19 protein-coding genes are annotated in these 20,318 nt (G+C 47.0%); 6 read left to right on the forward strand and 13 right to left on the reverse strand.

What is annotated here, in order from left to right; translation table 11 throughout:
• Positions 1-46: 46 nt before the first annotated feature.
• The gene (locus tag ACO0K3_RS13140) at positions 47-760 is read left to right on the forward strand and encodes a site-2 protease family protein (RefSeq protein ID WP_422985259.1); all 714 of its coding nucleotides are present in this window, start codon (positions 47-49) and stop codon (positions 758-760) included.
• A gap of 164 nt (positions 761-924) precedes the next feature.
• A complete protein-coding gene (locus tag ACO0K3_RS13145) occupies positions 925-1,473 on the forward strand; it encodes a DNA-3-methyladenine glycosylase I (RefSeq protein WP_422985261.1) in 549 nt (182 codons plus the stop codon).
• Positions 1,474-1,593: 120 nt separating this feature from the next.
• Here the strand turns inward: ACO0K3_RS13145 and ACO0K3_RS13150 are convergent, their stop codons facing one another.
• The 13 genes from ACO0K3_RS13150 to ACO0K3_RS13210 all read right to left on the reverse strand — a co-directional run bounded on the left by ACO0K3_RS13150 (position 1,594) and on the right by ACO0K3_RS13210 (position 15,757).
• Positions 1,594-2,469, reverse strand: coding sequence for a peptidase (locus ACO0K3_RS13150; protein ID WP_422957592.1), 876 nt, complete (start codon positions 2,467-2,469; stop codon positions 1,594-1,596).
• A gap of 93 nt (positions 2,470-2,562) precedes the next feature.
• Entirely contained in the window at positions 2,563-3,381 is an 819-nt protein-coding gene (locus ACO0K3_RS13155; protein WP_422985263.1) for a transglutaminase family protein, read from the reverse strand.
• Positions 3,382-3,490: 109 nt separating this feature from the next.
• Positions 3,491-4,441 carry an alpha-E domain-containing protein gene (locus ACO0K3_RS13160; protein ID WP_422985265.1) on the reverse strand — a complete coding sequence of 317 codons (951 nt, stop codon included), beginning with the start codon at positions 4,439-4,441 and terminating at the stop codon, positions 3,491-3,493.
• 71 nt (positions 4,442-4,512) lie between these two features.
• Complete coding sequence (locus ACO0K3_RS13165) at positions 4,513-5,937, reverse strand: circularly permuted type 2 ATP-grasp protein (protein ID WP_422985267.1); 1,425 nt, start codon at positions 5,935-5,937, stop codon at positions 4,513-4,515.
• An 83-nt stretch (positions 5,938-6,020) separates the two neighbouring features.
• A complete protein-coding gene (locus ACO0K3_RS13170) occupies positions 6,021-8,057 on the reverse strand; it encodes a sodium:solute symporter family protein (RefSeq protein ID WP_422985269.1) in 2,037 nt (678 codons plus the stop codon).
• Entirely contained in the window at positions 8,057-8,398 is a 342-nt protein-coding gene (locus ACO0K3_RS13175) for a DUF4212 domain-containing protein (protein WP_422985271.1), read from the reverse strand. The genes ACO0K3_RS13170 and ACO0K3_RS13175 overlap by 1 nt, the downstream gene beginning before the upstream one ends.
• A gap of 19 nt (positions 8,399-8,417) precedes the next feature.
• Complete coding sequence (locus ACO0K3_RS13180; RefSeq protein WP_422985272.1) at positions 8,418-9,965, reverse strand: sensor histidine kinase N-terminal domain-containing protein; 1,548 nt, start codon at positions 9,963-9,965, stop codon at positions 8,418-8,420.
• Positions 9,962-10,726, reverse strand: coding sequence for a response regulator (locus ACO0K3_RS13185; protein WP_422985274.1), 765 nt, complete (start codon positions 10,724-10,726; stop codon positions 9,962-9,964). The genes ACO0K3_RS13180 and ACO0K3_RS13185 overlap by 4 nt, the downstream gene beginning before the upstream one ends.
• 568 nt (positions 10,727-11,294) lie before the next feature.
• Entirely contained in the window at positions 11,295-12,047 is a 753-nt protein-coding gene (locus tag ACO0K3_RS13190; RefSeq protein WP_422985276.1) for an SDR family NAD(P)-dependent oxidoreductase, read from the reverse strand.
• Between the two features lie 691 nt (positions 12,048-12,738).
• On the reverse strand, positions 12,739-13,785 hold the full coding sequence (locus ACO0K3_RS13195; protein ID WP_422985278.1) for a pirin family protein: 1,047 nt from the start codon (positions 13,783-13,785) through the stop codon (positions 12,739-12,741).
• 100 nt (positions 13,786-13,885) lie between these two features.
• The gene (locus tag ACO0K3_RS13200) at positions 13,886-14,473 is read right to left on the reverse strand and encodes an NADPH-dependent F420 reductase (RefSeq protein ID WP_422985280.1); all 588 of its coding nucleotides are present in this window, start codon (positions 14,471-14,473) and stop codon (positions 13,886-13,888) included.
• Positions 14,474-14,503: 30 nt separating this feature from the next.
• Complete coding sequence (locus tag ACO0K3_RS13205; protein ID WP_422985282.1) at positions 14,504-15,112, reverse strand: FMN-dependent NADH-azoreductase; 609 nt, start codon at positions 15,110-15,112, stop codon at positions 14,504-14,506.
• Positions 15,113-15,181: 69 nt separating this feature from the next.
• Entirely contained in the window at positions 15,182-15,757 is a 576-nt protein-coding gene (locus ACO0K3_RS13210; protein ID WP_422985285.1) for a YceI family protein, read from the reverse strand.
• Between the two features lie 254 nt (positions 15,758-16,011).
• Here ACO0K3_RS13210 and ACO0K3_RS13215 point away from each other — a divergent pair, with 254 nt between their 5' ends.
• The 4 genes from ACO0K3_RS13215 (at position 16,012) to recX (ending at position 20,111) form a co-directional block, all read left to right on the forward strand.
• Positions 16,012-16,917: a LysR family transcriptional regulator gene (locus ACO0K3_RS13215; protein WP_422985287.1), complete on the forward strand. Its 906-nt coding sequence runs from the start codon at positions 16,012-16,014 to the stop codon at positions 16,915-16,917.
• Positions 16,918-17,056: 139 nt separating this feature from the next.
• Complete coding sequence (locus ACO0K3_RS13220; RefSeq protein ID WP_422985289.1) at positions 17,057-17,512, forward strand: hypothetical protein; 456 nt, start codon at positions 17,057-17,059, stop codon at positions 17,510-17,512.
• 949 nt (positions 17,513-18,461) lie between these two features.
• Positions 18,462-19,496: a recombinase RecA gene (gene recA, locus ACO0K3_RS13225; protein ID WP_422961648.1), complete on the forward strand. Its 1,035-nt coding sequence runs from the start codon at positions 18,462-18,464 to the stop codon at positions 19,494-19,496.
• Positions 19,497-19,637: 141 nt separating this feature from the next.
• Positions 19,638-20,111 carry a recombination regulator RecX gene (gene recX / locus ACO0K3_RS13230; RefSeq protein ID WP_422985291.1) on the forward strand — a complete coding sequence of 158 codons (474 nt, stop codon included), beginning with the start codon at positions 19,638-19,640 and terminating at the stop codon, positions 20,109-20,111.
• The last annotated feature ends 207 nt before the right edge of the window (positions 20,112-20,318 follow it).

A 20,318-nucleotide genomic window follows, 5' to 3' on the forward strand; every position in this document is an offset into this window, starting at 1 on the left:
ACGATCACTGCACATCTAAAACAAAAACTGATTAGAGGATTTCAGGATGGTTAAGTTGTTGACGTGGTTATTCGCTGTTGGCAAGCTGGGTAAGTTGCTGACGACGGGCGGCACGATGCTCATCTCTATGATTGTTTACTCATGGATTTTTGGGTGGCGTTATGCAGTGGGTTTTGTTTTACTCATTTTTATACATGAAATGGGACATTTCATCGCAGCTCGTCAGCGGGGACTAGATGTTGGTGCACCGACGTTTATCCCCTTTGTCGGTGCCTGGATACAGCTTAAAGAATTGCCACATGATGTAGAGACAGAAGCGTATATCGGATTTGCCGGACCGATCGCCGGAAGTATGGGAGCGTTAGCATGTTATTGGCTGGGTAGAAATTATGAAAGCAACTTGATGTTAGCGTTAGCCTACTCGGGATTTATGATTAACTTGTTTAATCTCATCCCGATTTCGCCACTGGATGGTGGTCGTATCACCGCCATCATTTCTCCCAAAGTATGGCTGGCAGGTATTCCTTTGCTGATTGCCTTATTTTTCTACAATCCAAGTCCTATGCTGATTTTGATTGCGATTCTGGCGTATCCGCAGTTAAAGCAAGCATTCTCCAAAGAAGCACCTGAGGGTTTGCCTGCGGATTATTATCAGGTTCCGACGAACACACGGATCAACTATGGCGCGCTGTATCTGGGCTTGGTCGCCTTCCTTGCTTTGATGAGTTACGAGCTGCATGAGATATTGCCCAGGTCTTGAGTTTTTCTTGGAATGTTATTTTTAAAAGCGCAGGTATCGCCTGCTTTTTTTGGGGGAGCTAACATGGATAATCAAAAAACTACTGGGGCGAGTAGTGATGTTTTAAGATCGTCAGATTCTGTGTGAGAATGCCTGTCTCATCATGTTTTTAAATGAAAAATACCATGTCTACGCAACGCTGCTCCTGGGCCAATCCATCGAATCCTCTTTATCTTCATTACCATGATCATGAGTGGGGTGTGCCTTGTCATGATGAGTTGCGTTTGTTTGAGATGCTTAATCTTGAAGGTGCGCAGGCGGGCTTGAGCTGGGAGACGATACTCAACAAGCGTGAAAATTATCGCATCGCTTTTGATCATTGGGATGCAAAGAAAATCGCGGTATATGATGCGGAGAAAGTTGCGCAGTTATTAGCCAATCCAGGCATCGTGCGGAACCGGCTTAAGGTTGCGGCGGCGATCACTAATGCGCAGGCATATTTGCGTTTATGTGACGAACTTGGAGGATTAGATGCTTATTTATGGGGGCATATAAATGGCAAGCCGATTCGCAATAATGGCGACCGGATTATTAAAACTACATTGTCAGACCAGATCTCGAAAGACCTGAGCAAGCGTGGATTCAAGTTTGTCGGGTCGACGATTATTTATGCATATATGCAGGGAATTGGCATGGTGCAGGATCATGCGGTGGACTGCGCCTGGCGTACCTAGCGGCTAAGCTTAGGGTTAATCTTGACGACTGATTTTTTCGTGCCGCTCAAGAAGAAAAAAAGGCACGAATCTTGTGCCTTTTTTTGATGATTGTCTGCCTGCACAATGAGTCTTAGAAAATCATTGTTGCTTGCTATTGAATTGCTGAGCCAGACTTTGCAGAGGAGCTTTATCCATGCCTGTTGCACTGACATGACTTGGTATCGCTACGCGGACAGGTTTGCTGTTCATGTTTGTCGATGACAGGACATTGCTGGTCGCATCGGGTGCCGCGTCCCATACCGGGTCATCGATACCTTCAAACACGCTCTTTAACTGACGTCCCCAGGTACTGCGTATCATCTGGAAGTATTGATTTTTTTCGTCTATCGTTACAAAGCGGGTAACTGCCAGACTATTATTTTCATACACCAGCAAGTCCAGTGGCAGGCCTACGGATACATTGGATTTTAAGGTTGAATCCATAGAAATCAGCGCACACTTTGCCGCTTCATCTAACGGTGTCGCTGTCGTAACTACGCGGTCAATAATCGGCTTGCCATACTTGGCTTCACCAATTTGGAAATAGGTATTTTCGTTATGCGATTCTATAAAATTGCCAGCGGCATAAATTTGGAACAGGCGGCAACGCTCACCTTTGATCTGGCCACCGAAAATAATACTGACATTGAAGTCGATACCGAATTCCGACAAAGAGGCGGCATCTCGTTTATGCACTGTACGCACGGCCTCACCGAGAATGCGGGCAGCCTCATACATATTCGGTGCATTCCAGATTGTGCTGCCATCAGCGCATACATGCTCAGAGACGAGTTGGCGAATCGATTGTGAAATAGAAAGATTTCCGGCGGTCATCAGGACCATCATACGGTCACCAGGATTTTCAAACACGCTCATTTTTCTGAAAGTGCCGACCTGATCAACGCCCGCATTGGTACGGGAGTCGGAGAGAAAAACCAGCCCCGCATCGAGGCGCATGCCAACACAATATGTCATTGTTGCAAGAGTCTTTTATAAAAGTCTTATTTTACCCTAAGGCTAAATTATTTAAGTAATTTACGCCTCGTAGCTACGGGGCGCTAGCCGATCCTAGTTTTCATAAATCGGTACCACCTGTACTTTGACATCCAGAATTTCGTCGCCGCCACCGCGCCTGACGCCGCGAATAGGGGCGGCGGAATCGTAGTCGCGACCAATCGCCAAGCGGCAATAGGCATCGGTCATCAGTCGCGCATGCGTGACATCGATGCTGACCCAGCCGGAGAAGTCGCTGTCTTCTACCCAGACATCAACCCAGGCATGACTGGCAGCATGATCGGTCGAGCCCGGATCAATGTAGCCGCTGACATAGCGTGCCGGAATCCCATGCGCATGGCAGCAGGCAAGGAAAAGGTGGGCGTGATCCTGACATACGCCCAGTCCTAGCATTAGGGCATCATTTGCCGTGGTTGTGACGAGGGTTGCACCACTTCGATACGCTACCGCACCAAAGATGTGCTCAGCCATTTTCATGAGATGCTTGGTCTGGGTTTGTTCGGGCCTGGCTGGCAGGCAGTTGGCTGAAAAGGCGATGATGCTCGGCGTCGGCTCTGTAAGCGGTGTTGGCACCGTGAAGATCCACGGCGATAAGGTTTCAATTAAGTTCAACCTGCCTTGATAAGGAAAGACCGTTTCCACCACACCTTGTGCGACGATGCTCAGCGTTTCCAGCTGGCCATTGATAGTGAGCATGTGCGAGAGATTGCCATAGGCATCGGTGTAGGCGTGGCGACTGCCGGTTGTTTCGATTTGCCATGACAGGCTGCGCTGTTGCGATTCTACGCGTGGCGTCAGGCGCAATTGCTGGATGGTATATGCCAGCGGAGTCGTGTAGCGATATGTGGTTTCGTGCCGTATTGATAGTTGCATAATTTATATACTCCCACCCTTTTTCATTAAAATAGGTTGAATCCGCTCATCTATACTAGGTGATATAAAAATACTGAGCGGGAGTATGTTGCTATTGTCAGTTGATTCATCATGCGGCAAGTGGTACCAGGAAGTCGCGGCTGACGCGGTTGCCCAGTGCAAAGATGCGTTCCAAAAACTCCGTCAGCGTATCGTGCAAGCCTGCTGCCAGAATATCTTCGATACGACCGAACTGTAATTCTGCGTGCAGTTTGCCTGCGAAGCGCTCTGTGTCTGAGGACACATCATTGCGTACTTCCTGAAGGTTATGGACGACTTCATCCATGCAGGCGAGTAAGGATCTTGGCATATCGCCACGCAGCATCAGGAGTTCGGCCACGCGCTCTGGTGTGATAACGTCACGATACACTTTGCGGTAAATTTCAAAGCCCGATACTGAGCGTAATAACGCAGCCCAGTAATAAAAATCACGTTGTACGGCTTCGTCGGTACTGTTGATGTCTTTTGCCGCGTGGAATTTTACATCCAGAATCCGGGCAGTATTATCGGCGCGCTCCAGGAAAGTACCTAGCCTAATGAAATGCACCGCCTCATCTTTGAGCATCGTGCCCAGCGTCACGCCGCGTGATAAATGCGACCGGTATTTGACCCACTCAAAAAATTGACTCGGATCAGTGTCAAGCAAGCCGCTACTCAGTCGCTCCTGCATATCGAGCCAGGTAGCGTTCTGGGTTTCCCATACTTCGGTTGTCAGCGTGCCCCGCACGGCACGTGCGTTTTCGCGGGCTTCGGTCAGGCAGGCGGCGATGGATGATGGATTGTCCGGATCGCGTACCATGAAATCGAGCACGTCTTTTGCATTCAGCAAGCCATACTTATGATCAAATGCGCTTTGTAGTTCTGAGATGCCAAGCATGGCGCGCCAGCCTTGTTCCGCATCTTCAGCGGATTGAGGCAGCATCGATGTCTGTACGTTGACATCTAGCATGCGGGCGGTATTTTCAGCACGTTCGGTATAACGTGCCATCCAGAATAAGTGATCTGCGGTGCGGCTCAACATGAGTTCTTCTCCTGCGCAATGCCATGATTATTTTCAAAAACGGTGGAATCCGGTGATCCGCTCGCGTACCCTTATTTTTCGAGTATCCAGGTATCTTTGGTGCCGCCGCCTTGGGATGAGTTGACTACCAGTGATCCTTCTTGCAGCGCCACGCGGGTGAGTCCGCCCGGTACCATCGAGATAGTTTTACCTGACAGCACGAATGGTCTTAAGTCAATATGGCGAGGGGCAATACCGCTTTCGACATAGGTAGGGCAGGCGGACAATGCCAGCGTCGGCTGGGCAATATAGCCATCCGGTTTGGCAATCAGTCTTTGCCGGAAATCCTCGATCTGTGCCTTGGTCGATGCTGGACCCACCAGCATGCCATAGCCACCGGCTCCATGAACTTCCTTAACCACCAGTTCCGGTAAATGTGCCAGTGTATAAGCAAGGTCTTCGGGTTTGCGGCACTGATAGGTTGGCACGTTATTCAGTATCGGTTCTTCCGTCAGGTAGAACTTGATCATGTCCGGAACAAAAGGATAGATCGATTTATCATCCGCAACACCGGTGCCAATCGCATTCGCCAATGTAACTCTGCCAGCACGATAGACGGACAATAAACCAGGGACACCCAGAGAAGAGTCAGGGCGGAATGCAAGGGGATCCATGAAGTCGTCATCAATCCGGCGATAAATAACATCGACCCGCTTAGGACCGCGGGTGGTGCGCATATACACGGCGTTTTCATTGACGAACAAGTCCTTGCCTTCAACTAGCTCGACACCCATTTGCTGTGCCAGGAATGCGTGTTCAAAATAGGCTGAGTTATACATTCCCGGTGTCATCACGACGATGGTCGGATCATTGACACCCATCGGGGCAACTGAGCGTAAATTGTCTAGCAACATGTCAGGATAATGATCGACCGGTGCAATCTTATTGCGCGCAAATAAGTCGGGGAACAAACGCATCATCATCTTGCGATCTTCCAGCATGTAGGACACGCCGGACGGTACGCGCAGATTGTCTTCCAGCACGTAAAACTCACCGGCGCCGGCGCGGACGATATCGACACCGGCGATGTGGGCGTAGATATCCGATGCGACAGAGATTCCTTGCATCTCTGGCCGGTATTGCGCATTTTTATAAATCTGCTCGGCTGGAATAATCCCTGCCTTGATGATGTTTTGATCATGGTAAATGTCATGAATAAACATATTCAGCGCTTTAACTCGCTGCACCAGACCAGTCTGCAATTGCGCCCATTCCGATGCGGGAATAATGCGGGGAATAATATCAAAGGGGATCAGGCGTTCAGTGCCAGCATCGTCACCATAGACGGCAAAGGTAATGCCGACGCGGCGAAAAGTCAGATCAGCCTCAGCGCGCTTACGCTGTATGGTCTCTGGCGATTGCTGCTTTAACCAGGTACTGAACTCACGATAGTGTTCACGGATATTACCTGCTGCATCGATGCCATCAGCAGTCATTTCATTGAAAAATTTTGCCATGATGTTAGTTCGCTGTTGTTTGAGTAGGTACTATCAAGAAGCATGCCAGCGTAATTAAAGTGGTCTAAGCGGTCTGACAGCGGCTATGGTGCGCGAATAAAATCAATCAGGTCCTGCGTATGCGGATCGGGTTTGGGTGTCATCAGACTGACGACCGCCATACTGATCAGACCCGCCGGTACACCAAATACACCAGCAGAAATCGGCGCAATATGCCACCACTGATTAGCAACACTACCACCGAATAACGGATGTGTGTTGAGCATATAAAACACACAAACGATAAAGCCCGCGATCATTCCGGTAATTGCTCCCTGGTGATTCGCCCGCTTCCAGAATATGCCCAATACCAGTGCAGGGAATAGCGCCGACGCCGCAAGAGAAAATGCGGCACCGACCAGAGACAATATATCAGCGGGTTTTAAGGATGCGACATAGGCGGCCACCAACGCAACCACCAGCAACAAGAGTTTTGAAATCGTGACCCTTTTTTGTGTCGACGCGCTTGGGTCAACAATCTTGTAATAAATATCGTGAGATAAAGAATTAGAAATCGTCAGCAATAAACCGTCCGCTGTGGACAAAGCCGCGGCCAGTCCGCCAGCGGCAACGAGGCCGGAGATCACATAAGGCAGACCGGCGATTTCCGGTGTCGCCAGCACCACGATATCGCCATCAATCGCAATCTCTGCCAGTTGAACAATGCCGTCATGATTGATGTCGGTGATATTGACCAGCGGATTAATTTTATCGATGCTGGCCCAGTAGGTGACCCATGATGGAAGCTTAGAGAATTCCATTCCGACGAGCGAGTTATAGATGTCGTATTTCACCAGGATCGCCAATGCGGGAATCGTGATGTATAAGAGCATGATAAAAAACAGCGACCAGAATACCGACTCACGACTTTCACGTACCGAGGGTGTCGTGTAGTAGCGTATCAACACATGGGGCAGGGCGGCGGTTCCCATCATGAGACAAAAAACCAGCGCCAGAAAATTATTCCGTTTAATGTCAGATTCGTTACTGTCTTTTGCCGCGTAGGGCGTGTAGTTCGTGATGGTGGGTTCGGCACGTCCCAGATTATTATTCTTAGCTTCTGTCCAGCGTTGCTGCGCCTCTTGCGGCGTCTTGGGGTAATTCGCCAGAGCACGACCTGCAGCTTTGATCTCTATCAGCGATGCGTTACCGGATTTAAGTTCATCAAGCTTGCGCTGTAATTCATAGCGACCTTCTTCCCATGAATTCGGGAGTTGCTGAATCTTGAGCTGAAACCCTTCAGCACGTTGTTTGAATATGGCGCGGACTTCCTGTTCTTTAGGATCGGCGGCAAACAGTTTTTCTTTGCTGCTTAATGCGGATAATTTAGAGCCGTAGGCAATTTGTGGTATTGGTGTTTGCGTATGCTTGACGGATAGCCATGTGACCGGAATCATGTACGCAATAATGATGATGATGTACTGCGCTACCTGAGTCCAGGTAACTGCGCGCATGCCGCCTAAAAATGAGCACACCAGAATACTCGCTAACCCTAGAAAAATTCCCACCGAAAAATCAACGCCGGTGAAGCGCGACGTTATCAATCCCACGCCATAAATCTGCGCGACCACATAGGTGAAAGAAATAAAGATAGTCGCAATCACAGCAAGCACTCTGACAATGTTGCTGCCTTGCGCGCCCGCGAAGCGCGTGCCTAAAAAATCAGCAATACTGTATTGGCCGAACTTGCGTATATACGGTGCGATCAGCAGTGCCACCAGACAAAATCCACCCGTCCATCCGATGATGTAGGCAAGTCCGTCAAAGCCTTGCAAGTAGAGTCCGCCGGCAAGACTAAGAAAACTTGCCGCTGACATCCAGTCAGCCGCTGTCGCCATACCATTAAAAATCGCAGGGACACGGCGTCCGGCAACATAGTATTCAGAAATATCGGAGGTTCTGCTCAAGACACCGATGCCTGCGTAGATCACGATAGTCGAGAACATGAACAGATATCCTATCCATGCACGCGGCACGCCTTCTTTTTCCAATACCGCCAGACTGATCAGAAATACGATGAACAGCAGTGTGTACCATGCATAATAAATCGTCAGACGTTTGGTAAAGCGACGTTGCACCATTAGGCGTTTTCCTTTGCTGAAGCTGGCGTATCAGCGGCATGACCGGTTTGATTGTTCAAATGGATTTGATGGGTTCGCTCTATTCTGCGCATGACAATCGATAAGAGTGCCAGTAGCAGAACATAGAATAAAGTCAGTCCCTGCGCCGCCATATAAAAGGACAATGGCCAGCCGAAGAAAGTATACGACGCCAGTTCGCGGGCAAAAAATAATACACCGAATGTCAGTGCCAGCCAGCTTGCCAGCAAGATCGCTGTGAGCTGACGAGTATGACGCCAATAGGCACTATTCACGTTATTGGCGCGGCTGCCGGAGGTGACGGTGGTGTTGGTCTCTGTCATGTGTTGTCTTCGCCTGAGTTCAGGAAAAATCACCGGGCAAGCTGGCGTGTGGATTCATCTGAAACGAAACACGGAACAGGCAGCCCGGATATTTTGCATCCTGATTACGCGGGTTATACATGATCTCGATCGGGGCATTATGTTGCTGAGCAATTTCCCGCACGATAGACAGACCTAGTCCGCTGCCCTGAACGTTGCTGCCGAGGATGCGATAAAAGCGCTCGAATACATGGTCATGTTCTGCAACCGGAATTCCGGGGCCATTGTCCTCGACTTCTAATATTGCCAGCGCCTGTTCTTCGCTAACCCGGATTCTGACCGTGACGCTCATCCCTTTTGGTGTGTAGCGAATCGCGTTATCAATCAGGTTACTTAGCAACTCGCGGAGCATCAGAGGATTACCAAAAATCATCACAGGAAAATCCGGCTGCTCCAGCCCCAGATCGATTTGGTACGAGAAAGAGGTTTGTATCCAGTCGTGGACGGTGCTACGCACCAGCTCGGTCAGTTCAACAGGTTCCAGAGGCTTGGTCGCAGGCGTTTGATTTTCTGCTCTTGCGAGTGTCAGTAATTGATTGACCAGACGTGTAGCCGCTTCCGAGCTTTTTGCCAGCTGTAGCAGGGAGCGATGGATTTCCTCCTGATCCGTTTGCCGCAACGCCAATTCTGACTGCATACGCATACCTGCCAGCGGTGTTTTCATCTGATGTGCTGCATCAGCGATAAAGCGTTTTTGGTTGTCGATCGTTTGTGCAAGGCGTTCCAGCATCTCGTTCAAAGAGCGAACCAGCGGGGTAATTTCTTCAGGAACCTGACGCGAGTCAATCGGGCTTAAATCATCCGGACGACGCGCTCGTATGCGATGCTGTAATTCTGCCAGCGGCGAGAGTCCGCGACTTAATGCAAACCAGACCAATGCCAGTGCAATCGGCAAAATAATAAACTGCGGGAGGATCACGCCTTTAATGATTTCATTGGCGAGTACAGCACGTTTTTCCAAGGTTTCTGCGACTTGAATCAACACGAGATTCGGCGCATATTTCTCCGCATTCTGGGTGCCCAGATTGCTCGTGGTTTTGTTCAGATTGATATAGCTGTAAGCGATACGGATATCAATGCCGCGCAGTGTCTCATTGCGTATCTGTACTGTACCAGTGGCGGCTTTTTCTTCTTCTGGCGGAGTCGGTAAATCTTTATCACCATCGATCAGATCACCATGCTCTGTTTTAACCTGAAAATAAATACTGTCGAGATCATCCGCGCGCAAAATATCGCGTGCCGGGCTGGTCATTTGGGTAATGATTTTTCCATCGACCTGTTTTACTTGCTGTGATAAGACTAGGACATTGTCTTCAAGTGCCCGGTCGAACGGTTGATTAGCGATCGATTTTGCGACCAGATAGGTGATCGCGATGCTCATTGGCCACAGCAGTAGCAATGGCGCCAGCATCCAGTCCAGAATTTCACCGAATAAAGAACGTTGAATTTTTTCCGGTGGCTGGCTATGCAGAGGATGCTCCGGCGCTTGCGGACGAATCGCTAGTTCTGCGCCGTGGTCGTCAGTCATGGTGTGTCAGTAGGTGTGACTGTGTTAGCGATTGTGTTATTGACTGGGGTAGTGACTGAGTTGGTGACTGTATTCGTCACGGCGACAGGTGCAACAAAGAATTTTTCCAGGCAATAGCCTAAGCCGCGGACGGTAGCGATCCTGACGCCATCGACTTCAATTTTTTTGCGCAGGCGATGAACATAGACTTCGATGGCGTTGTTACTCACTTCCTCACCCCATTCGCAGAGGTGATCGACCAGCTGCTCTTTGGATACTAGTCGTCCGGTTCTTTGCAGTAGCACTTCGAGCAGACCTAATTCGCGCGCCGAGAGATCGAGCATTTGCTCATTGATGTAGGCAATACGCCCGACCTGATCATAGGTCAGCGGGCCGTGCTTGATGACCGTAGGACCGCCACCCGCGCCACGCCTGGTCAGGGCCCGGACCCTCGCTTCGAGTTCAGACAGCGCGAACGGTTTTGCCATGTAATCATCTGCGCCTAGATCAAGGCCTTTTACCCTTTGCTCGACGGAGTCCGCGGCTGTCAGTATCAGCACAGGCAAATGCGAGTTGCGTGCGCGCAGGCGACGTAATACTTCCAGCCCGCTGAGCTTGGGTAAACCTAAGTCCAGAATCAGTAAATCAAAATCTTGAGTCGATAATGCAGAATCTGCTTCCTGGCCGTTGGCAACACAATCGGTGGCATAGCCAGATTGTCTCAGCGATCGGGTCAGGCCGTCAGCGAGAACACTATCATCTTCAGCGAGCAATATACGCATGGTGGAATTTTCTTATTGCGGACAGAATACAGACATCGTTTTAATCAGACAGAGCAAGCGTCGCCGCAAATAGATTGCCGTCACGACATTCGCATGCAGCTATTCTGCGCCTTAAAACGAGGTTTGGTATTTGTCCAATGGTTTTGTTTGTCTCTGGACTTAAGTCTATTTGGTTTGGAGACTTTTGTCACAAACTCAGACTAACTATGCGGCGGATGCCATTGCTTTGAGCGCTATTGTGTATTTTTTCCAGCAAACAGAGTTCTCTCGGCCTAAAACGCGCAATTTGGTATCGCGTTCGGCGGGTGAGCGTAGCTTGTTGAGCTTGTCTTGAATTGACCCGAGACTTACGCAAAGACTAAGACCTCTCAACATAGAGGCACAACAACGCAGAGAAAAGGCAGAAGCCAGCAGGTTCATAGAATATCGAATCAGAGCGCAAAACGAATCCGCAAGCGGAGTGCGCCTGTTGGCACGAAATGCCTCTGAGAGCCGCATCCAGCTTGCGGATTCGTTTTGACTGTTGGTAAGCAGTTTTTTTGTTTTGTGTAAGTCCTTGCGTGATAGTTTAAGATTTTCCTGCCGTGAATCCGCCATCTACCATCAGCTTAGTCCCCGTAATAAAGCTGGCTTCATCGCTGAGTAAAAATAGGATAGCATTGGCGACTTCATCCGGTCGCCCCAGACGGCCGACAGGGTGCAATTGAATCAACGCTTGCCGCATGTTTGCATCAAGTCCTGATAAGAGTGGCGTATCAATATAGCCAGGGCAAACTGCGTTGACTCTGACGCCTTTCGATGCCGCCTCAAGCGCCAGAGTGCGCGTCAGATTGACGACGCCACCTTTTGCTGCGGAATAAGCAGCAGTCATGCTTTGTCCGAAGACACCTAAAATCGAGGCACAATTGACGATACTGCCATTGCCTTGCCGGTACATTTGCCGCAGAGAGGCGCGCGCCACTCTGAAGACGCCGTTTAAGTTGATATCAATGATGCGCAGATAATCGTCGTCTGTGTAGCTGTCCGCGGCACACATTCCTCCAATACCCGCATTGTTGAATACTCCGTCCAGGCTACCTAATTGTTTGACTGTCTCTGCAATCAGTTGATCCACCTGTTCGGTCGAGGTGACATCAACAGAAATAAAGTGACAGCGTCCCGCATAAAGTGAATTCAGCTCCGCAACCCTTTCCTTGCCCGCGTCGCCGTGCAGATCTGCAATCACGATATTGGCGCCTTCCTGCAGGCAGCGTTCGGCAGTAGCGAGTCCGATCCCGCTCACACCTCCGGTAATGACGATGTTTTTATTTTTCAAACGCATGATCCGACTCCTTGTTTGTACAGACGAAATAAATTACTCCCACGACGCATGAGGCATTGCCAAGCAGTTCATTATTTGTTTGAAACCTGAGATTGCGAATTGATGCACCTCAAGCTATGTGCAGCAGTACGGAGCGCTTTGTAATTGAAGGCTGGCCATTATGTTGACGGGTATTCAGGCAATATGGAGGCAACTCGCACGGTGTCGATGTTCGGATAACTCTGAGTTTTTATGGATTTCGTTCATCTAACTCTGAATTTTTCGGAAAAACGGATATTTGCATCAAATAAGCAGATTGATATGTCAAATAGATAATTTATGGCAAAAGAAATAATCTCTGCTTACAGGAATGTGTATGGTCAGTAACAGACTCGGGTTGCAGTGGTTGATATTTCGCCTCGACAGCCCGGATTGCGCCCTAAACAGTCAGATGGGATTCTTGATGCCAGACGTTCAACGACCCCGCACGCTGAGATAAGGGTCGGATTTCGATTAAGCAATCTACCTAAAAAACTAAGCTACTTAAGGTAGATTTGGCCTAATTCAGTATCAGTAATCCGAGTTTTAGGCTTTAAATTAAATCAGTATAAATTTAAGTATCAGTATCAGTGTCAGTGTAAGTGTAAGTGTAAGTAAAGAACTATTGCTTGATTTTCAATACAAATCTCGAACCTAAAAAATTTCTCTTTTTTTAGAAAGGAATACCAGAAACAAATTTTTCATTGATTGGTCCATGAACTGGCTCGTCGTCAGTCCAGTTCCACTTTCCGAAGCGGGATTTTTGAAAATCGTTCATTGCCTCGATAATTTCTTCCCTCGAATTCATTACGAAAGGGCCATGTTGTACAACCGGCTCATTTAAGGGGCGTCCTTGTAACATGAGAATTTCTGTTGGTCGTGCACCGTTGGACAATTGAACAGAGGCATCACTTCGGATTTCTATGGCTGAATGACGTGACATCAGGTGACTATCAATTGACAATGAGTCTCCGGCAAAGAAGAAAAGCTGTCTTCGGATGCCTTGCACTTGAGTTGGTGGCAATACCCAAGTGGCGCCCGGCTCCATCTTTATGGTCCAAATCGCCACATTATTCACAAGATCAGCGGCCCACGAATTTGGAGGAGGCTTCGGCATTTTTGTAGTGGGTTCGCCGAGGAAATCTCCTGCAATACAATGTACTTCAGTTTTTTTATTCGATTTCCAAAAGCTATATTTAGGGATATCTTTAGCCCAAATCATAGTGAAGTTCGGATCGACTAATTTATTTTTTGCTGGCAAATTTAGCCAAATTTGTATTAGGTCTAATGGATTAGACTTATCTTTATTTAATAATGGGAAGACTTCGGAATGTACGATGCCTCGGCCGGCTGTTAACCACTGCGTATCGCCATCTCCATACCTAGCGCGAACCCCCAACGAATCAGAATGATCAACTAGGCCTTTACGTACAATAGTAATAGTTTCAAATCCTCTATGAGGATGTGCGGGAAATCCAGGTACTTTCTTTCCATGGTACATGCTCCAACGTTTGGACTTAGAACTTTCAGGCCAATAGATTGTTTCAATTCCATTTTGCGGTCCAAAATTTTCGTTACCTGGTGGATATTCGTCATTATGGTGTACGCAAATCAGAAATGGGTCGATTGTTTTCCAAACTGACCCAAGAGGGCTGATTTTTAAAATGGAGGAACTCATGCTGGCTTTAATAATGTGACGATATTTTTTTAAAAAATTCAACTCGCTCAATTCGAAGAATTGGATCGTCTGAAGCAATTCAAAACGATGAGTCCCCTTAAAGTTTCAGTTGACTACATCATTTAAATTTAAACGTATGTTCTTATCCAAATTTGATCAGATTTTGAAGGATCAACGGCCCGCCCATCCCGAGTAGAGCCCCCCCCTGATCAATTCTGCCGAGAAAGATTGGTGCAAAACCTAAATCAGAAACTAATTGGGATCCAACTTCAGCTGCTTTCGTATCATTACTAGATACGAACATTACTCGGCGACCACCACCTTCAGCTGGGTTCATTGCCAACAATTTTGCAGGTAATTGGTTAAGTGTTTTAACAATTTTTGCGCCAGGAAATGATGTTGCAACCAAATTACTCGATGCATGTCCTTTCAATTCATCTGGTGAGATACCATATGCATTCATCGCATCGATAATGATTTTGCCACTCCAGTCAGAGAGCATTTTTCCAATTAATGGATGAGCACGGAATGGTATTGCTAAAATAATGACGTCTGCTTTGATCGCTTCTTCGATTTCCTTTGCGGTTACTTTCCCACCGATTTGAGTCACCATTGGTTGAATCGATTCCGGACCACGTGAATTTGCGATACTTACTTCAATCCCATTTCGTGAAAAATGCCGTGCAAGTGCAGTACCAACGTTGCCTGATCCGATAATAGACTGTTTCATGTTTTTTCCTTTAAGAATTAATTGGAAAGCTTAAGCTTCCAGCGAAGCGATTTGTACCGAAGCTTGTTTTAAAGCTGCAGCTTTTACGTCTGGCCCGAACGCCAGTCCTTCTGCACGGACAATAGTTACATCTGTCACGCCGAGAAAACCCAATAATCCGACGAGGTAACACTCCTGATGCTCAATAGCTGCCGCTGGACTTCCTGCTGAATAAACACCACCACGTGCAGAGGCAATGATTGCCTTCTTATTTTTCAGTAAGCCTTCAGGACCGGTCGCCGTGTATTGAAAAGTTTTTCCTGCAATTGCGATGCGATCAATCCAAGCCTTCAGCGAAGTTGGAATTGATAAGTTATACATTGGTGTTCCGATAACCAAAACATCAGCATCAAACAACTCTTCTAGGTAAGCATTACCTTTTGCAATATCCGCGTTAATAATATCGTCATTGATTTCTACCCCGTGCATGATTGCGAGATGGGTTCCTGATAAATGCAATGCTGGATCAGAAGCTAAATCACGGGCAATCACAGTAATTTCCGGATGCTTGGATTTGAAATGGCTGACTATCTCTGCTGAGAGATTACGGCTCACGGAGTCAGCACCTAATATGCTTGAATCTAAATGAAGAAGTTTCATATTATTTCCTTTAATTTTCGTAAATTTCAAAAAATTGTTAAAGTTCGTTACTATTTTTACTTCAGCAGATTATTGTTTAACTGCTTCAACTTGAATTACTAATTTGACTGTATCTGGAACGCCATAATCTAATCCCCAGTTCATTCCCCATTGTGTTCGTTGTATCGTCGTTTCAAAGTCTCCACCACAAACTTCGTGTTTAATAATTGGATTCATATAGCAATTAAAATTGGTTGCCTTCAACAAGACTGGCTTAGTCTTTCCTAATAGAGTCAATTCCCCTTTTACTTCGGAAATTTTCTCTCCATGGAAGCTAATTTTGTCTGCGGTAAATTTCGCGGTAGGATATTTAACTGAGTCGAAAAAGTCTGCTGTTTGCAAGTGTTGATCAAACGCTGCAAGGCCGGTAGTGATTGATCTTGAATCAATCGTCAGATCGACTTTTCCAGACTGTGCAGCCAAATCCAAAACTACAGTTCCTTCCTTTTTATCGAAGCGACCTCGATTTGTAGATGTACCAAAATGTGTCACCTCAAATGTCACATAAGTGTGTGTGGGGTCAATGTTATAAGTTGCAGTTTCAGCATGTGCAGTACCCAAAAAACCTGCAACAGCTAAGAGGGCAGCAATAATAGTTTTACGCATAGAAATATTCCTTTTTGATTGCTAAATAGAGGTAATTACGGCTTATTCATGCCGGATGTTGTTCTTTGATTGGCAGTGCGAAATTAAGCAAAGCGCTTCGTCACACAGTTTGTAACGCATTTAAATTTCGCTGCTTCATTTGATCTCCTTTCTAACTTAACCACCATGAGAGCGAATCGTACGCACCTCCATCAATCTTGAAAAGATGATATATTGAGATATATACCATCTGTTTTTGAGATAGAAGGAGCGTCATGTTAGACGGGATATCGTTAGATCAACTCAGAACTTTTATTTGTGCAGTCGACGAAGGAAACTTTTCTGCTGCAGGTAGAAAGCTCAACCGTGTACAGTCCGCAGTGAGCGGTTGGGTAAGTAGTCTTGAAGATCAGATTGGGGTCGTGTTATTTGATCGGACTGGACGGATACCAAAGTTAACTCCAGAAGGCGTCTTACTTGTTGCTGATGCTCGCAATATTGTCGCTGGTGTCGACACGTTGAAAGCTCGTGCAAAATTAATGTCCTCGGGGGTTGAACCAGAACTTTCTGTTGTGATTGACGTTTTCTTTCCTACTGCAGTCGTTAGTGCAGTAGCTAAAGCATTTGCAAGTAAATTCCCTCTAACACCATTGAGAATTTTTGTTGAGGGACTAGGCGCTGCGTATCAACCAATATTGGAAGCACGTTGTAGTCTAGGAATTCTCGGTTCTTTACCTGTGACTTTTCCTTCACTCGTCGGCGAACGACTTGGGGAAATTCCGTTAGTAACTGTCGCTTCAAAAAATCATCCTTTGGCAGAATTTAATTCAAAAATTCCGAAACGTGAATTAGCAAAGCATGTTCAACTAGTGTTAACTGATCGGTCCGATTTAATGGCTGGCCAAGATTATGGTGTGATATCACCACTTACTTGGCGCCTTGCTGATCTCTCTACTAAACATGCTTTTCTCAGAGATGGCGTTGGATGGGGTAGCATGCCAATTCACACTGTAGCAAAAGAAATTTCGGAAGGTGAGTTGGTCATCCTGGAATCGGATGAATTGCCCAAGGCGGGATTTAACTTAATTGTCTCAGCATTCCATCAAGCATCTGCACCTCCCGGGCCCGCTGGTCGTTGGTTTGTTGATCAGCTAAAGGGATGTCTAAAGCTTCCCGGGTGAACTTGTAGAAATTTTGGCGGTTAAGTTATTCCTACTCGAGAGGCAAGCTTGAAAAAAGTTGGACGATTCTTGGTACAAATTTTCGAGTGAGTTGATCACCCATAAATTTTCCCGCACTATATTTTGTGGACTGCGTTTGATGCGCAGTCCGAATGTCGTCTTTGTGCCGATGAGCATATTAAACCACCAAGTGCTTGCCAAGGAATTGCAAAAGCTCGCAATTCGATTTGGCTTTGATATGTCAGATGAGGCAGCGATGGCTAGCGTAATTGAGGACGTAAAGCTGATGGCAATTTATCTTGGCACAGCGGATTCCAGCGTTGAAATGAAACGGCGTTCAGTCCTCGTAGTACCTGTAATCACAACGCGTTCGGCAGATTATTGGATATTTGGGCAAGCGGCATTCCTTTCAAGTGGTACGACCACAGTTTTCTGCAATGCTGTTAGCAAAGGTGCCGTTGGTGGGGCTGTTTTATTGGTCGAGATAGTTGGAATGGTGGCGCTAGATCCGTACATTACGATGAAGCCATTACTCCTTATGCCGGTTGGTCAAAGGGGATCTATTACAGCAAAAAACCGATGCCCTTGGGATTGATGAGCAAGCAGATGTAATTGCAGACATCGACCCATCATTATGCAAGAAGGAAAACCCCGGCCACAAGCGTTGGCATTCCCTTTGCAACTTGTTGCCTATCTTCCGATCGTGGAAGTTAAGGACGCAGCCGCGTAGAAATTTTCTTCGAATATGGCTCTTAATATGATGCAATTTAATTCTACCAACATGCTCGGACGTATAGTAAGCCCCCTCCCCGAGCTGGGGATCGATCAAGTTCGAAAAGTATTATCTGATCACTGTAGTAACGAAAAAACTGTTTTGCCGAACGGTTTCAACATTGGGAAAAATATTGGCGTGTCAATCGATTAGCTGGTGTTCCTCCGGCACTTGTTGAATGGATTTAGGTTGATACTACGGTTCCAACAAAAAACTCCGTCAAAGTATTTACTCCAAGTTGTAAGGGGGAGCAACTAAAGAAACTAGACTTTCCCCAAGTAGCCATTGATGTCGAACCAATCAATTCCACTCCAAATTAGATGCCTGGTGATCATCGAATTTTGGCCAACAGATTGGTAGTTTAGGGTTAACTGCAATTGGGATTGTTGTGAGTGCGAACGTGGTGCTCGACACTAACTCAAACAAGAGTTCAAGTCCGGGTCGTTGAAAACGTCTGCACCGTTTCGCAGGCCGTGTTGTCTCCAAAAACTGAATGCAATGTACAAACACAACTCCAAAGTTCAGACTTAGCTGAATAAAATTCAAAGTTAAATAAAAACTGAAACTATGCAATATGGAGGCAACTCGCACGGATCATGGTTACTATGTTGGTTTGAAGAATTTAAAAAACATGCTTGCATAAATCACTGATTTTTTATACAGTATAGTCAGATTAAATAAAAACGAGAATTTGACTGTTCTCAGTTAGTAAAATTAGGTAACCGACAATTAAGCGTAACAATAACCAAGCGCACTATTTCCGAAAGAAATCATGGACGACAAAAAATCCGATTCCAGCTCTGACAAAAGCAAAGCATTGGCTGCCGCTCTGGCGCAGATTGAAAAGCAATTTGGTAAAGGCTCCGTTATGCGGATGGCCGATGGCGAGGTCGTAGAAGAGGTTCAGGTTGTATCGACAGGGTCTTTGGGTCTGGACGTTGCTCTCGGTGTCGGTGGTTTGCCACGTGGTCGTGTTGTTGAAATCTACGGACCTGAATCCTCAGGCAAGACAACTCTGACGCTGCAAGCTATTGCTGAGATGCAGAAATTAGGTGGTACCTGTGCGTTCATTGATGCAGAACATGCGCTTGACGTGGGTTATGCACAAAAGCTGGGTGTGAATTTGTCTGAACTGTTGATTTCTCAGCCTGATACAGGTGAACAGGCTTTGGAAATTACGGATGCCCTGGTTCGTTCCGGCAGCGTCGATCTTGTCGTTATCGACTCTGTCGCGGCATTGACGCCACGCGCTGAGATTGAAGGCGATATGGGTGACTCGCTTCCTGGTTTGCAGGCACGTCTGATGTCGCAGGCTCTGCGTAAATTGACTGGTAGCATTAAGCGCACCAATACTTTGGTTATTTTTATTAACCAGATCCGTATGAAGATCGGTGTGATGTTTGGTAGCCCTGAGACGACTACTGGTGGTAACGCACTGAAATTTTATGCATCGGTTCGCTTGGATATTCGTCGTACCGGCTCAATCAAGTCGGGCGATGAAGTCATCGGTAACGAAACAAAAGTGAAAGTGGTGAAAAACAAGGTGGCGCCGCCATTCAGAGAGGCGCATTTCGACATCATGTATGGCGAAGGAACCTCACGTGAAGGCGAGATCCTGGATTTGGCCGCAGAAGCCAAGATCATTGAGAAGGCGGGTGCCTGGTATAGCTATAACGGCGAGCGTATTGGTCAGGGTAAAGACAATGCCCGGACATATTTGAAAGAGCGCCCAGAGTTGTCACGCGAAATTGAAAATAAAGTTCGTGCGCATTTGAATGTGCCTTTATTGCCACCTGTCGCCGAGTAAGTGAGACGCAATATTTAGTTGGGTTCGACGGTGTTGTTCGTCATGCGCGGCTAATTTCATCCACACTTTGTGATATCTCCATTAAACGCCGGATCCACTCTTAAAGAATGTGCCGGCGTTTTTTATTGAGCTTATGACTTTATGCCTAGACCACAAATCAGCTTAAAAGCACGCGCTCTCCGGTACTTGTCTATGCGCGAACATAGCCGTATCGAGCTGGCGCGTAAGCTGCAGCGTTATGCCCAAGATGGGGATGATGTGTCAGCTTTATTAGATGTGTTAGAGGCGGCTAAGTATTTGTCTGCTGAACGCTTCTCCGATTCTTTGGTGAACCGGCGGATTGCTCGCTTTGGTAATCAGCGTATTTTGGCTGAGTTACAAAGCCATCAGATGGATGATCAGGAAATATCTCGTATCAAAGCTGAGATAAGCCTTACGGAGTCCGGTCGGGCGATAGAAGTATTGCACAGAAAATTTCCGTGTAAAGCTACGGATCATATAGAGAGGGCGAAGCAAGCTCGGTTTTTGCAACAACGCGGATTTTCACAAAAGGCAATTCAATTCGCGATGAGAGCGCCCAGAGAGGATGACTGGGATAGCGAAGAGCTGAGCTAAGTAAAAACATGTCGAAAATATGATCAAATTAGCCATAGATATGTAGCTTGATGATACAAATAATTCTTGAATTTGGAGAGTAAATACCTCGCTAAATGAAGATTGCTTGAGCACTTGTGCTACACTTCTGTGGTTTTTTGCAGGGCCGCAGGAGCGGCTGTTATCGTAGAAGCTGCGGTAACGACACGCAATTGTGGCTCTTTATTC

The organism is Undibacterium sp. Rencai35W (assembly GCF_049340185.1).
In the GTDB taxonomy this organism is placed as follows: domain Bacteria; phylum Pseudomonadota; class Gammaproteobacteria; order Burkholderiales; family Burkholderiaceae_D; genus Undibacterium.

Excerpts from the sequence above, each read along its gene's own strand:
- ACO0K3_RS13140 (WP_422985259.1), top strand. The coding sequence starts at position 47 with ATGGTTAAGTTGTTGACGTGGTTATTCGCTGTTGGCAAGCTGGGTAAG.
- ACO0K3_RS13145 (WP_422985261.1), top strand. The coding sequence starts at position 925 with ATGTCTACGCAACGCTGCTCCTGGGCCAATCCATCGAATCCTCTTTAT.
- ACO0K3_RS13150 (WP_422957592.1), bottom strand. The coding sequence starts at position 2,469 with ATGACATATTGTGTTGGCATGCGCCTCGATGCGGGGCTGGTTTTTCTC.
- ACO0K3_RS13155 (WP_422985263.1), bottom strand. The coding sequence starts at position 3,381 with ATGCAACTATCAATACGGCACGAAACCACATATCGCTACACGACTCCG.
- ACO0K3_RS13160 (WP_422985265.1), bottom strand. The coding sequence starts at position 4,441 with ATGTTGAGCCGCACCGCAGATCACTTATTCTGGATGGCACGTTATACC.
- ACO0K3_RS13165 (WP_422985267.1), bottom strand. The coding sequence starts at position 5,937 with ATGGCAAAATTTTTCAATGAAATGACTGCTGATGGCATCGATGCAGCA.
- ACO0K3_RS13170 (WP_422985269.1), bottom strand. The coding sequence starts at position 8,057 with ATGGTGCAACGTCGCTTTACCAAACGTCTGACGATTTATTATGCATGG.
- ACO0K3_RS13175 (WP_422985271.1), bottom strand. The coding sequence starts at position 8,398 with ATGACAGAGACCAACACCACCGTCACCTCCGGCAGCCGCGCCAATAAC.
- ACO0K3_RS13180 (WP_422985272.1), bottom strand. The coding sequence starts at position 9,965 with ATGACTGACGACCACGGCGCAGAACTAGCGATTCGTCCGCAAGCGCCG.
- ACO0K3_RS13185 (WP_422985274.1), bottom strand. The coding sequence starts at position 10,726 with ATGCGTATATTGCTCGCTGAAGATGATAGTGTTCTCGCTGACGGCCTG.
- ACO0K3_RS13190 (WP_422985276.1), bottom strand. The coding sequence starts at position 12,047 with ATGCGTTTGAAAAATAAAAACATCGTCATTACCGGAGGTGTGAGCGGG.
- ACO0K3_RS13200 (WP_422985280.1), bottom strand. The coding sequence starts at position 14,473 with ATGAAACAGTCTATTATCGGATCAGGCAACGTTGGTACTGCACTTGCA.
- ACO0K3_RS13205 (WP_422985282.1), bottom strand. The coding sequence starts at position 15,112 with ATGAAACTTCTTCATTTAGATTCAAGCATATTAGGTGCTGACTCCGTG.
- ACO0K3_RS13210 (WP_422985285.1), bottom strand. The coding sequence starts at position 15,757 with ATGCGTAAAACTATTATTGCTGCCCTCTTAGCTGTTGCAGGTTTTTTG.
- ACO0K3_RS13215 (WP_422985287.1), top strand. The coding sequence starts at position 16,012 with ATGTTAGACGGGATATCGTTAGATCAACTCAGAACTTTTATTTGTGCA.
- ACO0K3_RS13220 (WP_422985289.1), top strand. The coding sequence starts at position 17,057 with ATGCGCAGTCCGAATGTCGTCTTTGTGCCGATGAGCATATTAAACCAC.
- recA (WP_422961648.1), top strand. The coding sequence starts at position 18,462 with ATGGACGACAAAAAATCCGATTCCAGCTCTGACAAAAGCAAAGCATTG.
- recX (WP_422985291.1), top strand. The coding sequence starts at position 19,638 with ATGCCTAGACCACAAATCAGCTTAAAAGCACGCGCTCTCCGGTACTTG.